The organism is Paenibacillus sp. J2L1-98 (assembly GCF_056269405.1).
Genome location: NZ_JBWDNW010000015.1, coordinates 54,571 through 72,882 on the forward strand (window position 1 = coordinate 54,571; position 18,312 = coordinate 72,882).

The window sequence follows — 18,312 nt, forward strand, 5'->3', positions numbered from 1 at the left end:
TATCTGTTATTGTTCACACTAGAGCGTTGTTATCCTCTTGTGTTTCTACCACTTTTTTGAAGGTTTTTCTGAACTTCCTAAATATCAGTACTTCCAGCAAGATGATAATCCCAGCCAATAAAACATTAATGATAATCGCCGCAATCTGCCATACAGGCATGCCTTGATTGAGGGCTCCCTCGCTATAGGCACGGCTGTTAACAGCGGTATACAAAATGTTTTTAGAAGCTTGGCGCATTGCCAGTACAGAAGTAGCGCTTTCGGTGTCATCTACAATATTGCCGTCATTTTCATATGGGATTAGAGAAAAATCTCCACCGTTGCGGATGGCCCGGTCGGCATCCATATAACCAAACCCCGCAAAGTAGTCAGAAACAACCACTCCCCGGAATCCCCATTCATCGCGGAGAACCGTATTAAGCAGTGCGTTGGAACTACCTGCCCACTCCGTTCCAATATAGTTATAAGCGGACATCACTGCCTTGGTTTTACCTTCTTTTACTGCAATTTCAAAAGGCTTCAGATAAATCTCACGAATTGCCTGTTCATTGGACCACGTATTGAGCATTCTCCACCGATTGATTTCCTGATCATTCAGTGCAAAATGCTTGATGTAAGCATAAACACCGTATTTTTCAGCACCCATTACGGCATTTGCCGCCATCTTTCCGGAAAGGAAACCATCTTCGGAATAATATTCAAAGTTACGTCCTGCAAATGCGGAGCGATGGATATTCATTGCCGGAGCATACCAGCCAGATACGCCCATGTCCTCCGCCATCTCACCAATGCTTTCCCCAAAGGCCATTGCCATATCTTCGTTCCAGGTGTTTGACATCAAGACAGCAGAAGGAAATCCGATAGAACCGACTTTTGTAAAGTTATTGTTGATTGAAGCAGGCCCGTCGAGATCGATCGTAGCAATTTTGCCTACCGATTTTACCGCTTGTGACCCATAACCCCCATATGCAATGAGCGATACCATTTCATCGATGGTCAACTGATCCAATAAAGGTTCCCACGCTGCATCATCATAAGGGAGCCCCCGCATTTGGACCAGTTTCTTTCCGTTATCGGCACCCGTTATAGGCATTTTGTCTTCAGCATTGTTGTAGTCCGCTGGATTATAATTGGAGTCATTTTTAAATTTGGCTTTCGCTTCTTCGCTCATTTGCATGGATGCCGGAGCTGCTATAGCCTCTTTGTAATTTACAAAACCATCCCGACGGGATAAATAAGAAACATCCCCTTCTGCAAAATCAAACTGGTTAACAGCTGCGATATTATCGGTAGAACGTTTATTGTCTCCCGCATAGGTGACCGTCTCATCTACCAGAAATGTTTGTTCATTTATAACGGTATGCGAGTCGGATCTCAGAGAAATCCGATATTCCCCTTCCTCCAGTACCCATGAACCAGCGCCATAAGTATCATAGGAAGCCATATCTTCCGTTTTGAAGGTCAGTGTGATGGTCTGCGAAGCTCCTGGTTCAAGTAAATCCGTCTTATCAAACTTAACAAGGTTCACTTCCGACTTTTCAATGCCCCTATTCGTATATGGCGGAGTATAGTACAGTTCCACAACCTCTTTACCTGCTACGGAACCTGTATTGGTAACCGTTACATCGACCGAAATGTTACCTTCTCCATCTACGGTTAGGTTTCCCATTTCCTGCTCAAATGCAGTATATGACAAGCCATAACCGAACGGGTAAAGCACAGAACTGTCATAATCGATCAGCCCTTCTGCGGCTGCCGTTTCGTAGAACCGATAACCAACATAAATTCCTTCTACGTAATTTACAAATGTAGGAATCCCATCTGTGAATTTGGATTTCACCTTAAACTCATCCACATTTTTGTATTCAAAGTCTCCAATATTGTTATGGTAAGGAGCCGCTGTCAAGTCATATACGAAGGTATCCGAGGTTTTCCCAGATGGATTTACGGCACCGCTTATGACTTGACCAAGGGCATTAAATCCTGTCTGGCCTGCTCCCGGAATCCAGAGTACACTCTTAATCTGCTCGTATTCCTGAGTAAAACCAAGTTCAAAAGCATTTGCTCCGTTATATACAACAACAACGTTTTCAAAATTAGAAGTTACGAGATCAACCATGTCACGTTCGCTTTTGCTCAGTTCCAGATAATGCATTCCGTTCTCAAAGTCACTATAAGAGGTTGAATTGTTGTTGTAGGTAACCTTACTCATATCAGTAGGAAGATCGGCGCCCTCTCCCCCAACGCGGGAAATAACAATCAGTGCAGTATTGGAGAACTCTTTAGCTTTATTGATCATCTCTGCAGAGTAAGTAGCTGCAGGTGGTTCCGGCAATGTCCAGTCCTGTTTAAAAAGGCCTACTTCCGGACGCGCATCCCTGTATTCGGTATAAAAATTAGCAAGATCAGTATTCAACCGAAATCCGGCACTAGTCAGGCCGTCCTGTAAAGATACCGTAGGATATTTACCGGAAAGTGCTCCTGAACCGGTACCTCCGTAAACGGGATTCGTAGAAGACCATCCGAATATATTGATATTTGAAGCGTTTTCAAGCGGCAGAAGGCTGTTCTCATTGTCCAACAAAACAATACCCTCCGCTGCAATTTCTTGACCTAGAGCTTCGGCTCGCGCTCCGGCTTCATCGCTAATCGTGCCTCTACCCGAGGCCAAAGTAAGCATTGTGGACATCGGACCATAACAAATCAAATTAGTTGTAATAATGAGTGACAGGAAAATTACGATTCCCGACTGGCTTCGCACCATAAATTTTTTCGGTTTCGATAGTTTCCTCACTGCAATCATCGCAATAATGGCAATGAGCAGTACGATCCCGAAGGCAATCAAGTATGGCTTAATAAGATTGAAGATGTTTATTACATCTTGAAAGTTAATTTCTAACATTCGTAACCCTCCTCAGTTATTGGGCACCACAAATCTCGGAACTAAAAGAATCGTTACCATCACCTCACATCGATTAAAATAACCCCTTGAATAAAAGCGTATTCATTTTTACCATGCTGCTCCATCTTGTTGCAGAAGTTATCTTAACACAGTTAATGCGAATAATAAGCTTACTTACACAAACGGTATTAATTCCGACATAAACTGCATTCCATTCCTGAAAAAAAACTGGCTCGGACATGTGAGATCGAAATCTAGACATCCAAGCCAGCTCCAGGAAATTTTAGCCACGTTATCATAACAAACTCGCAGAGGTATCAGGATTTGTAATTCAAACCAAATGTCCTTTTGACCAACATTGATCACACCACCAAACTTCTGTACCGAATATACGTTTTAATCCATATCCATGATAATGCGTATTTTCCTTTGTAGTTGCGGGAAGGTCCCCTTCGAGCTTAAGCTCACCTTCATAAAAATTTTCAATTATGATTATAAGAAAACCTTTTTGTGCAAATACTAAAACAAAATTCCCCACAATAATTTATATTGTGGGGAAAAGGTCAGTGAGGATTATACATCGATTTTTTTGAGTTTACTACTGTCTTGTCAGCTCGAAGTTGTCGAATGCCGCCCATTGGCCCGCTTTGGCGTCAGACCATACGCCGACTTCGATTTTTCCGTTTGTGACACGAATATCGTTAATGGTGTATTTCGTCCAGACACCTACCGGACTGGAACCAATGACAGCATTCACTTCGTCACTGCCTCTGCTATAATTTTTGGCGAATAGTTTCAATTCATTTTGACCACCGCCAGAACGTACCCAAGCGGAAAGCTTGTACGTTCCGTTCGGAACTGTTATCGCTTGGCTCGTTAACTGCCTATAGGCTGCCGAAGACCAATGTGTCAGTTTGTAGTTTCCAGTGTACGTATTATCCTGATCCACTGACTGCGCAAGCTTTCCGTTACTCCATTGCGACCATTCGGTCGTCTTACCACTCTCAAACCCCGCATTGGCAAGAAAATCTTTGTAGTATTCGCTATGCTCGCGGGAAATCGTAATCGAACCTTCAAAACGGATATCCGTGGAGGAGCTGCCTACATAGACAGGCACATTACCGGAAGGCATTACCCATTCATCTTTGGCTGCATCAAAATAAGAGAAAGATTTTGGATCAAGTTTAATCGTTACATTTGTTTGTTTGCCCGGCTCTAATTTAACCTTTTGGAAACCGGCCAATTGTTTCGGAGCGGTCTCTACTTGTGTCGGCAGCTTACCAGCATACACTTGCACAACCTCAGAACCGGTAACATTTCCTGTATTTCTAAGTTGCAATGTTACTTCAAAAGTAGGTTCTTCTGATTTATTAGAAGAAACATTTGTTTTTAAGTTCTTATAGTCAAAGCTTGTATAAGAAAGACCATGTCCAAAGGAGAATGCCGGTTTGATACCATTTTTCTCATAGCCGCGGTATCCGACAAAGACACCTTCCGTATATTTGGACACTGCTCTGCCGTATTGTTCAGGCGCGGATACCGGTGTTGTATTCACATCAACCGGGAATGTTACAGGCAATTTCGCGGATGGGTTCACATCCCCGAACAAGACATCGGCAATCGCATTACCTTGTTCTTGCCCCGGGAACCAAGCTTGAACGATCGCAGCAACGTTATCTTTCCATTTCATTTCAACCGGATTGCCGCTTTCATTGACAACAATAACATTTTTGTTCACTTTGGAAACTTCACGGATCAATTGATTTTGGTTGTTCGGCAGTCTCATTGTGGTATTGTCGATATTGCCTTCGCTTTGGTAATCTCTTGATACGATTACGGCCACGTCGGATTTTTTCGCCAACTCAACCGCTTTGAGAATATTGCTATCTACCACATCGTCTTCTGCTTTCCAGCCGAAACGCATCTTGCCGCCTCTATCCCGTCCAGCATCATCAGGATAATCTGATTTGTAATCAATCTGAACGGAATAGTTTTTACCGCCTTCTAAACTTACCGTTTTTTCTACAGTGCTATACGTTATTCCCGCATTGTCGATAACCAGATTTCCGTCCAGATATACTTTGCTGGAACCTAAGCTTGTAGTGGAAAGCGTGAAATCTCCAGACTTCGGCACGTTCATTACCCCGGTATATCTTACTGAACTATCAAAAGTGACAGATCCTGGAAGCCTGTCGAGTTTTGGAGAGAATGAGTTAAAGTCGTAGTTATAGAACCCGAACTGCACATTGACTTGCTTGGCGACATGTTCAAAGACCGGTTGCCCTTCCTGTCTATCGTTGCTCCAATATACTGCTTTCAGGCCTTGCTCAGTGGAACCTGCAGTTGGCGCTAAGAAAGCGGATGGAACGGGCTCTGGTCCAGGCATAAGATCTGCCGGGTTGATCGGATCTGTTCCTGCAATATACTCTACGTTTATATCATTTCCTGCACGGTTTTTAATCCCTTCAAGCGGGCTTACCGTATAAGTGGGAGGGACCATGGAACTACCGCCTCCCCGAGCGGTTGTGTTATCCGCTTCAGGTCCGATTACGGCAATGGATTTGATATTATTAGTTTTCAACGGCAAAATGTTATTTTTGTTCTGAAGAAGAACCATGGACTCAGCAGCAATTTGTCTTGCTACGGCTCCGTTCGCTTTTGCGTCAATGATCTTCTCCTGCGGTTGGTTGTCAAATAGTCCTTTTTCAAACATTTGATATAAAATGCGATATGCGCCTTGGGTTACGTAGGTTTCACTGACTTGGCCATTTTTAACGGCTTCTACCAGACGGCTGCCCCATGTCGATCCAGGATCTCCGGGTAAATTCATTTCCAAACCATTCTTGAGGGAATCAACAGTCGTTTTAACGGCGAAGTAATCGCTCATGACAAAGCCGTTAAAGCCCAGATTGCCTCTCAATGTGTTTTTCATCAATTCGGCGCTTTCACAAGCAAATACAGTGTTAACTTGGTTATAGGCACACATGACACTTGCAAGATTCGCTTTATTGATGACTTCTCCATAAGGTCTTGCATAAATTTCATTAATTGCCCGCTTGCTGATTTGGGCATCATAGTTGAAGCGGTTCAATTCCTGATTGTTTACGAGAAAATGCTTGGCTGTTGCCATTACATTTTGGCTCTGTACCGCGTTCACATAATTAACGCCCATTTGGCCGGCCAGCATCGGGTCTTCACCAAAGGATTCAAAGTTTCTCGCGCCGAAAGGATTTCTGGCAATATCCAGGCCAGGCCCAAGCAATACATTGTGAGTTGTATCGACAGCTTCTTTAGCGACTAGCTCTCCGTATTTTTTGGCAGTTTCCGTATTCCAGGTTGCCGCTAATCCAACCGCGGCCGGCATTGCAGTCGCTGTTTTGTTTTGGAGATTCGGATTCTTAAGACGAATGCCAAGCGATGCATCTGCCATTTTCAATGCAGGAATACCATATTTCTCCAAACCTTGATTATAATATGCCCAAGAATAGTCATTATTGCCAGTAAGTAAATCAACTTTATCCTCCAAAGTCATTACGTTAACCAGCAGCTGGGCACGTTCCCCTGCGGAAAGGGATGTATTCATCCAAGGACGGTCCTGTTCGCTGGCAGCCATAGCGGTGGAGCTGAAGGGCGAAACGGTTAAAGTAGCAATGATGGTAAGTAAAAGAAGACGTACAAAAGAAAATGACGATACCTTCATTAGTTGATTCCTCCTATAATTTTAGTAGACAAGGGACGACATTAAGATAAACTCTTTCCTTTCCCCCTTTTTTTGTTACGGATGCATCATTATTATAGAAAAAAAAACCGCTCTCATCATTTGAGGATATTGTTATCTTTTCTTGTATTTTTTTGATACGTTTCGCTTTTCTTCGTCAAGTTGCCTGGCGTTATGCCGAAATGCTTTTTGAATAATTTGTAAAAATATGCAAGATCGGTATAACCCATCGACTCGACGGCATGTTTGATCGACAATCCACTTTGGATCATATCTCGCGCCTTTTCCATTTTTGCATGTGTAATGTAATCCGTCATGTTCCGCCCCTTATGAGCCTTGAAAGACCTACTCAAATGCTCCTTGGTCACACAAAAATAGTTGGCAACCGTATCCAGGGAAATTTGGCCCTCTAAGTGCCGGTCGATAAACTTCACCACGTCCGATATGTCCAGGCGGTTACGGTTATGGCGGAATGCGACAGCCTCCTTTAAAACCTCCTTAAATATATGAGCCAAGGATTCGGCAGTTCCATCAAATGAGCATCCGCTCTGTTTCCATACTTTTTTTAATTCGATTCCAATTTCGCCCGCAAATTCTTCCACAATAAGCATCAGGTCAAGCCCAATTTTCTCAATCATCCGTTCATCGATTTTTTGCATTGTTTCTTCAACCCCTTGCTTATCCAACTGGAACAATCTTTTGCGCAGCTGTTTTCGATACGTAAAATATGTATCGCGTTCCTCCGACTCCGAAAAAATGGAAAACGCATAGTTCGCCCGATTTTCGTTCATGCTTTTCTTATCAAGCTCATCGACGCACTTGGCCAATGCTGCGTTCAACTCATTCGGATCAACGGGTTTCAAAATATAATCCGCCGCTCTGGAGGTTACGGCTTGCCTAAGATATGCATAATCGTGATATCCGCTGATGACCACTATTTTAATAAACGGAAATCTCTCGTTAATGGCTTTTAATAATGCAACACCGTCCAAGCCGGGCAACCTCATGTCGGTAATCACGAGATCGGGACGCAAGGATTCCATCATGGTTAAACTCATATTCCCGTCTTCCGCTTCTCCCGCGATTTCGATACCCATGCTTTCCCAACTCACCAACGATTTAATGACTTCTCGTGACCAAGGCTCGACGTCAATAATAAGAGCTCGGTACATAACGGTTTTCTCCTTTCCATTCCCTCCAGGGCAATCGCTATCAATATGCCTTTTCCCTCTTGGCTGAAAATTCTTATGCGATACCTGTTTCCGAACCGCAGACGAAAACGAAAATCAACGTTTTTTAAGCATGCTCAATTTCTTCTTCCAAAGTGATCAGTTCCTCGCCGCTGGATAGGTCCACCCCGATTTCCCGCCTCCGAAGGCACTGACCATCGGCATCGTGAGAACGCTTACAACAATGGCTCCCGTAAGGTATCCTCCTAGGTTGGAAAGCATTCGTAGATGAAGATGTTATCGTTTAGGTTTGTTACTTCGGCTCATGTAGGAGTAGTGGAATGGTGGTTAACAAATGGAAGGCCAATTCCGAAGCATGTCATGGCAGAACAACTTGGGGCAATGTTCTGTTGCTCCATCTTGTCGCAGAAGTCATCTTAACACAATTAATGCGAATAATAAGCTTACTTGCACAAACGGTATTAATTCCTACATAAACTGCATTCCACGCTTGCAAAAAAACTGGCTCGTACATGTGAGATCGAAACCCACACATACAAGCCAGTTCCAAGAAATTTTAACCACGATTTCAAAACTAAACTCGCAGAGGTATCAGGATTTGTAATTCAAACCAATTGTCCTTTTGATCAACGTTGACCACACCACCATACTTCTGTACCGAATATCGAATACTTTTTAATCCATAACCATGATAATGCGTATTTTCCTTTGTCGTTGCCGGTAAGTCCCCTTCAAGCTTAAGCTCCCCTTCATAATAATTTTCAATTCGGATCATCAGAAAACCTTTTTGTGCAAATACTAAAACATGTATTAGTCTTTTTTCTTCATCTTCGATTAGTTGTTCATATTCTATCGCATTATCTAGGGCATTACCGAAAATGGTACAGATGTCTATCACATCAATACCGTTAAGCAATGTTCCGTCTGCTACGCAGGTTAGAGTAATCCCGTTCTTAATACAATACATATTTTTGCTTGTAAGTAACGTATCTAACACGTGGTTGCCCGTCTTATTCTGTGCTTCGTAAGACTTGATTTCGTTTTCCATCATCGTCAAATATGCATTTCTCTTGTCTGTATCTTCTTCTGCTCTAAGAGCGATGATTTGATTCTTTAAATCGTGGTACTTATAGTTGATTAATTCAATACTTTCTTTAGATTGCTGATATTGCGCATATTGATTCTGAAGTATATATTGCACAGCTTTTAGTTCATGTCTTATCCTTAATTCTTTTAGTTGTATATGGTATGCATATAATATTGTAAATCCACCTAAATCCACCAATGTTCGAATATTGAGTATTTCTTGAGTATATTGTCCGCTGAAAGGTGTTCTAGAAGTCACAAAACTTAAATTGCTAATGCCAAAAACCGCTGCCCCTATAACAACAGTTGACCACAATTCGCGCTGTCTTATATTTAATTTACCATCAACCGGTATATGGCGTTTTTCTAGTAACCAGATCAATAAAAATGAAGCCCCATAAAAAAAAATCAGTAGGAATAATTCCAATAACCAATCATTTTTCTTCCCAGTCACAAAAAAGAAATTCACTTGCCATTCCAATGAAGCCACTAACTCTGCTGCTACAAATGCCCTTACACTAAAATAACCCGCCTCAAGAGGCGTGATGTCGCAACTCATATAAATTAGAGAAAACATTAACCCGATTGCAACAACCATACACGGAATCCAAAAAACAATCGGTAGATTTTTAGTCAATTGCAAAAAAACAGATTGCACAATCAGAGCTCCACCAGAAAATGTAACAAGCTTCCATCCATTAAGACGTTTTGTTAATACCGAGATATAGATAATACAAGCAATCCACTCAGCTAATGATGTGTATAATCTGGGTATATCCGGAAGCAAATCGTTCATTTAATCACCTCTCCCCAGTATTTGGATAAGGCTTCCATAAACCCTTTTCTTTTAGTACGACTCAGAAGGAGTTCTTCACCCTTCACTACAGCACAACTATCGTTCATTCCTTCTACATGTTCCAAATTGATTAAATAGCCTTTATGCCCACGAAAAAAATGTACGCTAGATAATTGATCTTCTAGTTCCTTCATGGTTCCTGTCGTGATAAACTCTCCTTTATTTGTATAGAAAATGAGCTTATGGCCTTGACTCTCTACATAGTAGATATCAGAAATCTTAAGTCGTGTTACCCCACTTTTTGCTCGTATCGTAATATAACGGGTTTCTCTTTTTTTCATTCTATCGATAGCTCTATTCAAGCGCTGTGAAAAAGGGAAATATGTGATCGGTTTCAGTACATAATCCAATGCATCCACCGCGTATCCTTTGATGGCATACTGTGCCATATTTGTAATAAATATTATAACGACTTCAGAATCCACTTTTCTAATTTCTTCCGCTGCAGACATTCCATCCATCAAGCCCATTTGAACATCCATTAGTATGATATCAAATTGCGCTTTATAATTTTCAACGATTTCATCACCATCTGAAAATGTCTCTATTTCAATGGTTTCCCCTTTATCTTTCTCAAACCTTCGAAGATATTCAATCAACTGCTCTTGATATTTAATATCGTCTTCGACTATTGCTATTTGTATCATTATTGATCTCCTTTGTCGGTAAACGTTTTCATTCACTGATAGCCAGACAATCCATTTTATCTATTTCTCCTTGCGTCCGCATCGAGAAATTCCAGCCTGTAACGGTTGGATTCGACATCAGGCATCCTTGCATCGAAACGTCGTTGGCTACGGTAATGACAAGCATGCCATCATATAAGCCCGTTTGGATTTCCGACAAGCTGCTGTCTTCCAGACTAACAGACTGCGCCCATTAATCCTGTACACTTTGTCTTTAATCCACCGCGGAAGGCGAGTACTATTAATATAGTGCGTTGAAATCTGGCCAAATATACTTCGATGCATGGTAAAGTGTTGAAACTGAATCTTTCATTCCTATGGATCGACCGCTGCTCTGCCGCTTTCCAAATCCAGTTAATCTCATCTGCCACATGTTTTCGTTCGTCTTTGTGCTTATCGAAGTTCTGCGTCATCACCAATTCCATTTGATTTCATCAATTTGTAATCGGTATCAAAACTCAAGCAAGCCCTAATTCGTCTGAAACATGTTGACCGAAAAGTTATCCGTCCCCTGAAGATCATGGTTCAAGCAATCTGAAAAACAGGTTGGTTCGCAACTATTCACTTAAACGGATCAGAGCCTGTATGTGCTACCCTACTCCGCATTAGAAATCAATATAACGGCGTGACGGTAAAACGCGTGTAGCAAACTCCGCTACGGGTTTTTCCGATAAACATGCAAACCCTAAATAAAACGCTTTCTTCATTCTGTTGAATCCCCTTCAAGAAAAGGATACAACCTAAGTATAGGTTAGATCTACTCAAGAATCATTAGAGTCGATTAGCAACTTTTATTGCATTTTATAGATAGTGCTTGCTTTCCCTTACCGCTTCGAATTTCCCAGGGTGTTATTCCGAAATACTTCTTAAACACCTTATGGATGATCATTAACCTGTAGCGTATGTTCGTTCGTTTCATCGGCTATTAACCTCATATCTTGTAATTTTAGGTTATTCATATTATCGTATCCGGATCTAGCTTCAGGTCAAGTCAATTTTACATGTGATTAATGCTAAAACATCATTTCAATCTTGATATTTGATGCGATCTATCTTTCTTAATAAAAGCATTTGAAGAAAAATAAAGAATAAAGAGCACCTCTCAAGGTGCTCTCAAGTATAAATCCAGTTTATTTGACTGTGCGTTTTTCCGGTTTGAAGCGAGGAATGCTACTGCGGAAGTCAGAGTCAGCAAATGATGCATTCTTATTGATGGTTCCGGTAAGGAAGCCCTTGCCCAGCGGGCATCCAGCCAGGCTGTCCCTTATTCCACTGCATCAATCCCATATGTCTGCTCCATGTTTTCTTATCGCCGTGCGGTTGCGACAGAACGGGTAAGGCCGTAGGAAACGACCGCGACGGCGGACGCGAGCGCAACCGATGCGGCACTGATCCAGGTGATCGCCAGTACCGACAAGCCTCCCACGGCGATTCCCCCGATGCCGGCTCCCGCGGCAAATCCGAGCTGAACGAAGGTACTGTTCAGACTAAGCACGATACTTGAGGCTTCCGGAGCAAGTGAAACCAGGTTGAAGTTTTGGATCGGACCGAACGTCCAGACTGCAATCTCCCAGAGCATTAGCAAAGAGATGGTTACGATTACCCATCCAGAGAAAGTGGACAAAACCACTAGGGCGAGGGTCTGGACAGCCATGGAGACGAAGAGCGTTCGGACGATGCCAATCCGATCTGCCAAGAAGCCGCCAAGCCTGGAGCCGATCAAGCTCCCTATGCCCAAGATCAAGAGAATAACGCTCATTTTTTGTTCCATCATCGGCAAGGCGGAGGCCAGAAAGGGGGTGATATACGTATCAACCACCGAAAAGCCGATAAACACGAAGAACGTCACGCCTAGAGTGACCGCAATCCTCGGCTGCTTCAAGAATGCAAGACGCTTACTTAGAGGAACGGACGTTTCGCCTTCCATGGCCGGAATGGTCTGTGCAACGGTGAGGATTGCCAGCAAGCTGAAGAGTCCGATAACCCAGAAGATCGTTTTCCAATCATATGCCGCTGAGACCATGCGGCCGATGGGAATGCCGAATACAAGGGAGGCGCTAAAGCCCATTGCGACGTTGGACATGGCTGAGCCTTGTCGTCCGGGAGGAGCCAGCTTCGCAGCGATGGAATAAGCGGTTACGACGAAAACACCTGTTCCGACCCCGAGTATAACGCGAGAGGCCACCAGGAAGCCGAATCCCGGAAGGGCAAGCGTCGAAACGGTGCCGAGTACTATGACGGCGAGAGCCAGCAGCAATTGCTTGCGCTGATTCATCTTCGCCGTCGCCAACATGACAATGGGCGTGCCAACCGCGTTACCGAGCGCGAATACGGTGATAAGCTGTCCCGCTGTCGATACCGATACAGAGGTGGAAGCAGCAATTTTATCCAGCATGCCCACGATGCTGAATTGTGAAGTGCCCACAAAAAAACTGATCAGCGTCAGCATATAAATTTTCCAAGTGTTGTTCATTTTAGTGTCCTCAATTTTACTGTTTTATACTATTAATCAAAAATATTCGTTCTGCTGCGGGTGCGTTCTTAAGAGAAGAGCTCACCTTCGAAGTTCTGCGAGATCTCAGCGCGGCCATCGGCAAACATCCTCACATACGAGAACCGGAAGTCTTCCGCCAAAAGTTCTCCCCTTGTGAAGAAGAGCGCCGTCGCCAAACCATCTGCAGTCGCTGCCTCGTCAGCAATCACCCACGTCGCAACCACATCTCGCACCGGAATGCCTGTCCGGGCATCGAGAACGTGGTGAAGCCCGTCGCCCCAAGCGCGTCTGTTGACCGCAGATGCGCACAGAGCACGGTTTTTCAGGTGAACCACACCGATCACCAGGCTAGTATCGAACGGGTGCTCAAGCCCTACCTGGATGCTGGAGTCACCCGAATGGCGAAGATCTCCACTACCATCGACAACGAACTCGGTGAATCCGGCCTTGTGGAGGATCTCAGAGACGATGTCCACGAGGTAGCCTTTCCCCGCCGCTCCAACGTCTATCACCAGTGGGCGCTGCGTGACGATCGACGTGCCGTCCAAGATGATGTCCTTCCGCCAGGTCGCTCTCCCCCGAGCATGCTCCTTGGCACGGACAAAGTCGGATGAGGGTGTGAGCGAGTATGTCTTATCGTAGCCCAGGAGTTCGAGATCACGGCCAACGAGCGGATCCACGGCACCCCCGGTAACCTTGTGGAGCCGATCATAGAGACCAAAGAGGGCAACCGAGTCGTCCGGGAAGTCGAAGTGGCCACCGTCAGGGGCGGTCGCGACCCGAGACACAAGGGATTCAGGGCGGAACCGCGAGTACGTGGTTTCGAATTGTTCAATCCGCTCGAGAATGCGTTGTTGCAACCGACATCCCAACGGCTCGTGGGTCTCGATCTCCCATTGGGTTCCGATGGCCTTAAACACGAACCTGCTGACGCACTCCTCCGCTGAGTGAGCCGTATAGTCATTGGTGTTCATAGCTTCCGGGCCTGCTCTTTTATCTGTCGAAGCGCATCGTTGAACCCGTCAGGGGTACCGCTGGATCCTGCTAGGCGGCCCACTTTCACCTCGTCGATTCTCTTCCCAACGACGACCGCCGGAACCGCGTCGGCAAAGCGGCGCTGTAAGTCGAGAGACGTCGGGTTCGTCGCATGAGGAGTGACTTCGACGGTGGTGATGACGTCGTCATCCAGGGTGACGGTCACAGTGATGGACGAGGGGAGGCTTCCGTATTGACCTGTCGCCGTGTATTCTCCGTCTGCGTAGACGGTGTAATTACTTATCCCCCCGCTCGTAAGCGTTACTTCTGAGGTGGATCGATCATAAGTGACCTTCGCTCCCAGATTTTCGCTCACAAAACGCAATGGCACCATCGATCTTCCCTGATTGCTAATCATCGGGGTCCTCAACACGATTTCCTTGCCGTTCACTATCGCCCGCTTCTGGTTCATCCACAACAGGATATTGACTTGCGCTGTCCGGCAGATCACGGACTTCTCTTCCTGTAGCCACTGAACGTTAGTGCCGAGTTGTGTCCCAATAAATCGAAGCGGAACGTAAGTCGTGTTGCCTATCAGTTCCGGCGCCACCTCAAGCTCTACTTCCTTGCCGTTGACCTTCACGCGCTGATTGCCCGCCATCAGCACAATCTCTGTCAGATCTGAATTTGCCGATTCCGCCTGATTCCATCCGATGGTTAATGGAATAACCGAGATCATCATTGCACAAAGAAACGATTTCACAATTTTATGCATACAGAAATCTCCTCTCGCTCACGTTTGAGCTTGTCATCTCTCTCCGATTGCCCTATTTCCAAGGCTGAATTGCTTCCTCTAGCATTTTCTTATTAACAACTCCGATTATATGTCGACGGATTATCCCTTCCTTATCGAGTATGATTGTCTCCGGTTGCCCTGTAACTCCATACTTTTTGGAAACCTGAGTATCATAATCAAACAGGTAAGTGATAGTTGTTTTATACTCTTCAATAAACTTCGCTACTCGATTCTTGGGCTCTCCCTTATCAATAATGAGCAGTTTTACTTCATTCTTGTATTCCTTGTCGAAAGCTTCAAGTTCCGGGGATTCGTCTACACAAGGCTCGCACCAGGTGGCGAATATGTTGATAACGACGACTTTGCCCTTATAGTCAGATAGCTGATGCATTTTTCCATCCAAATCTTCCAGTTCGAAATCATAGCCCGGTTCCCCTACACCTGCCACAGCGCTGTTTTCCCTCAACCCCAAGGCAATGTAAACAAACAAAATAATGATTAGAAGCAGTATTGTGATTTGTATGAGTTTGTTTTTATTCATAAGCGCTAGCTTTTTTTCTGCATATCCTGCAGAAATTTCAACTCTTTATTCAGTTTAGCTTGCCGATTTCCCAGAACAAACAAATACCCTCCGATAAGAAGCCAAATAACGGAATATGCCGCAAACAAATAATACATAGGAGTTCCTCCTAACGAACCATTTTTTCTTGGAGCTGTTCTTTACACTGGGATAAAGCGATCTTTGCTTTCTCCAAGTAAATGCCCTTCTGCAGCAAAACTACAAACAACAGTGTTAATGTAATGAGCGTAAACAGCAGGGTTGTCATCATTTCCGGTTCAATTCCTCCTCCGCTTTGGCCCACTCCTTCCCCGAATACGATCGGATGCATCTTGGTTCTCCACCAGCGGATTGACATGTATACAATAGGTACATCTATAAATCCGATAATCCCGAATACCGACGCCAATCGTGCTTTCTTCTCCCAGACCACTTCCATTTGGCGAATCATCATATAGGCAAGATAGATAAAGAAGAGTATCAGAGTTGTCGTTAACCTGGGCTCCCACGACCACCATGTATTCCAAGCGGAACGTGCCCAGATCGGTCCGGTTATCAACACAATGGCGGTAAAAACGACTCCGATTTCTGCGGAAACACCGGCAACGATATCAAAATCCCGTTTACGGGTAATCAAGAACGCAATGCTAAAGACAAAAACGATGAAGAAAGCCCAGAAGGCAGTCCACGCTGATGCGACATGAAAATAAAATATCTTCTGTACGACTCCCATTACCGCCTCTTCAGGCGACCAGACAAACGTAAGATACAAGGCAATGAGCATGATGGGGATGATAAGGATGACCAGAGCTTTATGCATTGTTACACCTCCGCCACATACTCGAATAATAGAAAACACAGGACAAAGAAAATAAGATCATATGCAGCCATGAACTGCATCCAGGATCCCGCGTTCGAGAGATTTTCAATATCAGTCAAGGTAATTTGAGTGCTCTGTACAGCTCCGATTAGTACGGGTGTCGCGACAGGAAACAAGATCACCGGCAGCAGCATTTCACTGCTGCGGGAGTTCGCCGATAAAGCGGCCAGAAAGGTTCCAATGGCAATCAATCCGAAGGTGCCCAGAAGGACAGTACCTGCAAAGTATAAGATGCTTCCCGTCCAGCGGAAATCAAAAAGCAGGAACAATATCGGAATGGAAACCAGCTCCACGATCAGCACCATAACAAGGTTAGCCAGCAGCTTGCCTAAATATATACAGGAGGGATCAATGGGAGCTGCCATCATCCCGGATAAATTTTCATTCTGATATTCCAACAGAAATGAACGGTTTAGTCCCAAAATACTTGAAAAAATAATAACCGCCCACATGGCTCCCGGAATGACCACCTTTATGGAATGATTGGTTGGATCAAAGGCAAAGCTGAATACCACGATTACTAAAGCCGAGAAGATCAGCATGGTGCCGATGGTTTGCCGGGTCTTCCATTCCATACGCAAGTCCTTTTTGGCAATATGAAAAGTTGATTTAAAGAAATTAATCATGACAAAGCCACAATTTTTGAATACTTCTCTTCGATCACGTACTGACTTTCGTTTTTTAGATGGAAGTCTTCCGCCACACAACCGTTATTAAGAAAAATAATCCGATCGGAAACTTCTGCGGCTTGCTTAAAATCGTGAGTCACCATCAAGGTAGTTACTCCCTTTTCTTTCATACTGCCGATTACCCGATTCAGCAGCATAACAGCGTGCTGATCTAACCCGGCATGGGGTTCGTCGAGCAGCAGCAGCCGCGGGGAATGGATGATCGCTCTGGCAACGGCAACTCTTTGCTGCATCCCGTGGGAAAAGTTTTTAACCGGCTCGTGACGGAACAAGCTTAGTCCTACCTCTTCGATTACCACTTTTGCTCTTTCGATCACATTTTCCACAGCATACAATGAGCCATAGTAAACCAAATTCTCCATTGGGGACAAGTGGTCGTACAGCAAGCTGCTATGCGGCAAATAGCCAATCCTCCTTTTAAGCAAGGCTTCATTATCACGAATTGCCATACCGTCTATTCTTATCTCCCCGTATGTCGGTTTGCTTAACAAAGAGCAAAGTTTTAAAAGGGTGCTCTTTCCCGATCCGTTGGGTCCAACAATCGCTACCGTTTCTCCATGGCTTATTTGCAGGTCGATTCCCCCCAGAATCGTTTTATCCCCTGCCTTTTTCACCAATCCTTGCATGTATATCACAACTCATCAACACCTTTCTTTACCCCAATCCCCTTCTCTTGCATAGCGCGTGAGATCATCGTTTCATATTGCCGCGATAGTCTATGGTAATCCTTTTCGGAAATTTTGCGCGATATGAAATCAAATTCAATTTCATTTAACGTTGCCATAAGAGCCTTCATGTCTACGGTCTCTTCATTGTGGTGATTGTCGGCATCATTGATCTTCTCGTGCTCATGCCTCCGTATATAAGGGGAAATGATCAAGTACAGGCATAACAAAACGATCGCGGCAGTAGATACTATCGACATCGCTGACATCTTCTTCACCTACCTACAAATACTTTTTCCTTTCATTATCAATAATCGATTTCATTGTTTTATTTTCCGATTCTTCCGATAGGACGGGTACATCCGTATCTGGATTTTGGCCCTCAGCTTGATTACGATTAACCCACCGGCGGACCGCAAAATAAATAACTCCTGCTCCGAGAATAAGCACCGCGAATGGTATAATCCAAACGGTTAAGCTGAAGCCTTCTTTCTGAGGGGCCATTAAAATCGATTCTCCGTTCATGCTCACATAATACTCGCGGATCCGATCCTTATCCCAACCCTTACGCATAAGTTCGGCTAATTCCCTTTTAAAAACCGTGGAATTTCCGCAATTGCTCATATCGCAATCATATTGGGATTGGCCGCAACCGCAGTTGCAGATAAACTGGGATGCTACCTCTTTGAACTGCTCCGATTTATAGTCAAACAGAAACTCTTCTTCCGCCTGTGCGGATTCGGTCCACAGAAAGAACATCGTAATAAGAAAAACAAACCGCCATTTCATTACAAGAGAAATAAGCCGCCATCTCAA

General features: G+C 44.3%; 18 protein-coding genes. 1 reads left to right on the forward strand and 17 read right to left on the reverse strand.

Annotated elements, in window-relative coordinates; all coding sequences use genetic code 11:
* Positions 1–13: 13 nt before the first annotated feature.
* The 4 genes from AC0YNZ_RS22165 to AC0YNZ_RS22180 all read right to left on the reverse strand — a co-directional run bounded on the left by AC0YNZ_RS22165 (position 14) and on the right by AC0YNZ_RS22180 (position 7,792).
* On the reverse strand, positions 14–2,902 hold the full coding sequence (locus tag AC0YNZ_RS22165; protein ID WP_475828672.1) for a glycoside hydrolase family 3 N-terminal domain-containing protein: 2,889 nt from the start codon (positions 2,900–2,902) through the stop codon (positions 14–16).
* A gap of 331 nt (positions 2,903–3,233) precedes the next feature.
* Positions 3,234–3,440, reverse strand: coding sequence for a GHKL domain-containing protein (locus AC0YNZ_RS22170; protein ID WP_475828673.1), 207 nt, complete (start codon positions 3,438–3,440; stop codon positions 3,234–3,236).
* A 60-nt stretch (positions 3,441–3,500) separates the two neighbouring features.
* A complete protein-coding gene (locus tag AC0YNZ_RS22175) occupies positions 3,501–6,602 on the reverse strand; it encodes a glycoside hydrolase family 3 C-terminal domain-containing protein (protein WP_475828674.1) in 3,102 nt (1,033 codons plus the stop codon).
* 116 nt (positions 6,603–6,718) lie between these two features.
* A complete protein-coding gene (locus AC0YNZ_RS22180; protein ID WP_475828675.1) occupies positions 6,719–7,792 on the reverse strand; it encodes a response regulator transcription factor in 1,074 nt (357 codons plus the stop codon).
* Between the two features lie 291 nt (positions 7,793–8,083).
* Between AC0YNZ_RS22180 and AC0YNZ_RS22185 the strand changes: the two genes are divergently transcribed.
* The gene (locus AC0YNZ_RS22185; RefSeq protein WP_475828740.1) at positions 8,084–8,230 is read left to right on the forward strand and encodes a TetR-like C-terminal domain-containing protein; all 147 of its coding nucleotides are present in this window, start codon (positions 8,084–8,086) and stop codon (positions 8,228–8,230) included.
* Positions 8,231–8,384: 154 nt separating this feature from the next.
* Here AC0YNZ_RS22185 and AC0YNZ_RS22190 read toward each other — a convergent pair whose 3' ends face one another.
* The 13 genes from AC0YNZ_RS22190 to AC0YNZ_RS22250 all read right to left on the reverse strand — a co-directional run bounded on the left by AC0YNZ_RS22190 (position 8,385) and on the right by AC0YNZ_RS22250 (position 18,312).
* The gene (locus AC0YNZ_RS22190) at positions 8,385–9,692 is read right to left on the reverse strand and encodes an ATP-binding protein (RefSeq protein WP_475828676.1); all 1,308 of its coding nucleotides are present in this window, start codon (positions 9,690–9,692) and stop codon (positions 8,385–8,387) included.
* Positions 9,689–10,399, reverse strand: coding sequence for a LytR/AlgR family response regulator transcription factor (locus tag AC0YNZ_RS22195; RefSeq protein ID WP_475828677.1), 711 nt, complete (start codon positions 10,397–10,399; stop codon positions 9,689–9,691). The genes AC0YNZ_RS22190 and AC0YNZ_RS22195 overlap by 4 nt, the downstream gene beginning before the upstream one ends.
* 28 nt (positions 10,400–10,427) lie before the next feature.
* Positions 10,428–10,598, reverse strand: coding sequence for a hypothetical protein (locus AC0YNZ_RS22200; protein WP_475828678.1), 171 nt, complete (start codon positions 10,596–10,598; stop codon positions 10,428–10,430).
* Between the two features lie 1,146 nt (positions 10,599–11,744).
* Complete coding sequence (locus AC0YNZ_RS22205; protein WP_475828679.1) at positions 11,745–12,911, reverse strand: MFS transporter; 1,167 nt, start codon at positions 12,909–12,911, stop codon at positions 11,745–11,747.
* 68 nt (positions 12,912–12,979) lie between these two features.
* Complete coding sequence (locus AC0YNZ_RS22210) at positions 12,980–13,906, reverse strand: FAD:protein FMN transferase (RefSeq protein ID WP_475828680.1); 927 nt, start codon at positions 13,904–13,906, stop codon at positions 12,980–12,982.
* Positions 13,903–14,682 carry a stalk domain-containing protein gene (locus AC0YNZ_RS22215; protein ID WP_475828681.1) on the reverse strand — a complete coding sequence of 260 codons (780 nt, stop codon included), beginning with the start codon at positions 14,680–14,682 and terminating at the stop codon, positions 13,903–13,905. Before AC0YNZ_RS22215 ends, AC0YNZ_RS22210 begins: the two co-directional genes overlap by 4 nt.
* A 52-nt stretch (positions 14,683–14,734) precedes the next feature.
* The gene (locus AC0YNZ_RS22220; protein WP_475828682.1) at positions 14,735–15,244 is read right to left on the reverse strand and encodes a TlpA family protein disulfide reductase; all 510 of its coding nucleotides are present in this window, start codon (positions 15,242–15,244) and stop codon (positions 14,735–14,737) included.
* 5 nt (positions 15,245–15,249) lie between these two features.
* Positions 15,250–15,381: a CcmD family protein gene (locus AC0YNZ_RS22225; RefSeq protein WP_475828683.1), complete on the reverse strand. Its 132-nt coding sequence runs from the start codon at positions 15,379–15,381 to the stop codon at positions 15,250–15,252.
* An 11-nt stretch (positions 15,382–15,392) separates the two neighbouring features.
* Positions 15,393–16,082 (reverse strand): cytochrome c biogenesis protein, encoded by a 690-nt coding sequence (locus tag AC0YNZ_RS22230; RefSeq protein WP_475828684.1) that lies wholly within the window; start codon positions 16,080–16,082, stop codon positions 15,393–15,395.
* Positions 16,083–16,084: 2 nt separating this feature from the next.
* The gene (locus tag AC0YNZ_RS22235) at positions 16,085–16,768 is read right to left on the reverse strand and encodes a heme exporter protein CcmB (protein WP_475828685.1); all 684 of its coding nucleotides are present in this window, start codon (positions 16,766–16,768) and stop codon (positions 16,085–16,087) included.
* The gene (ccmA, locus tag AC0YNZ_RS22240) at positions 16,765–17,457 is read right to left on the reverse strand and encodes a heme ABC exporter ATP-binding protein CcmA (protein WP_475828686.1); all 693 of its coding nucleotides are present in this window, start codon (positions 17,455–17,457) and stop codon (positions 16,765–16,767) included. The genes AC0YNZ_RS22235 and ccmA overlap by 4 nt, the downstream gene beginning before the upstream one ends.
* A gap of 5 nt (positions 17,458–17,462) precedes the next feature.
* Positions 17,463–17,756: a hypothetical protein gene (locus AC0YNZ_RS22245; RefSeq protein ID WP_475828687.1), complete on the reverse strand. Its 294-nt coding sequence runs from the start codon at positions 17,754–17,756 to the stop codon at positions 17,463–17,465.
* 22 nt (positions 17,757–17,778) lie between these two features.
* Positions 17,779–18,312, reverse strand: coding sequence for a cytochrome c-type biogenesis protein CcmH (locus AC0YNZ_RS22250; RefSeq protein ID WP_475828688.1), 534 nt, complete (start codon positions 18,310–18,312; stop codon positions 17,779–17,781).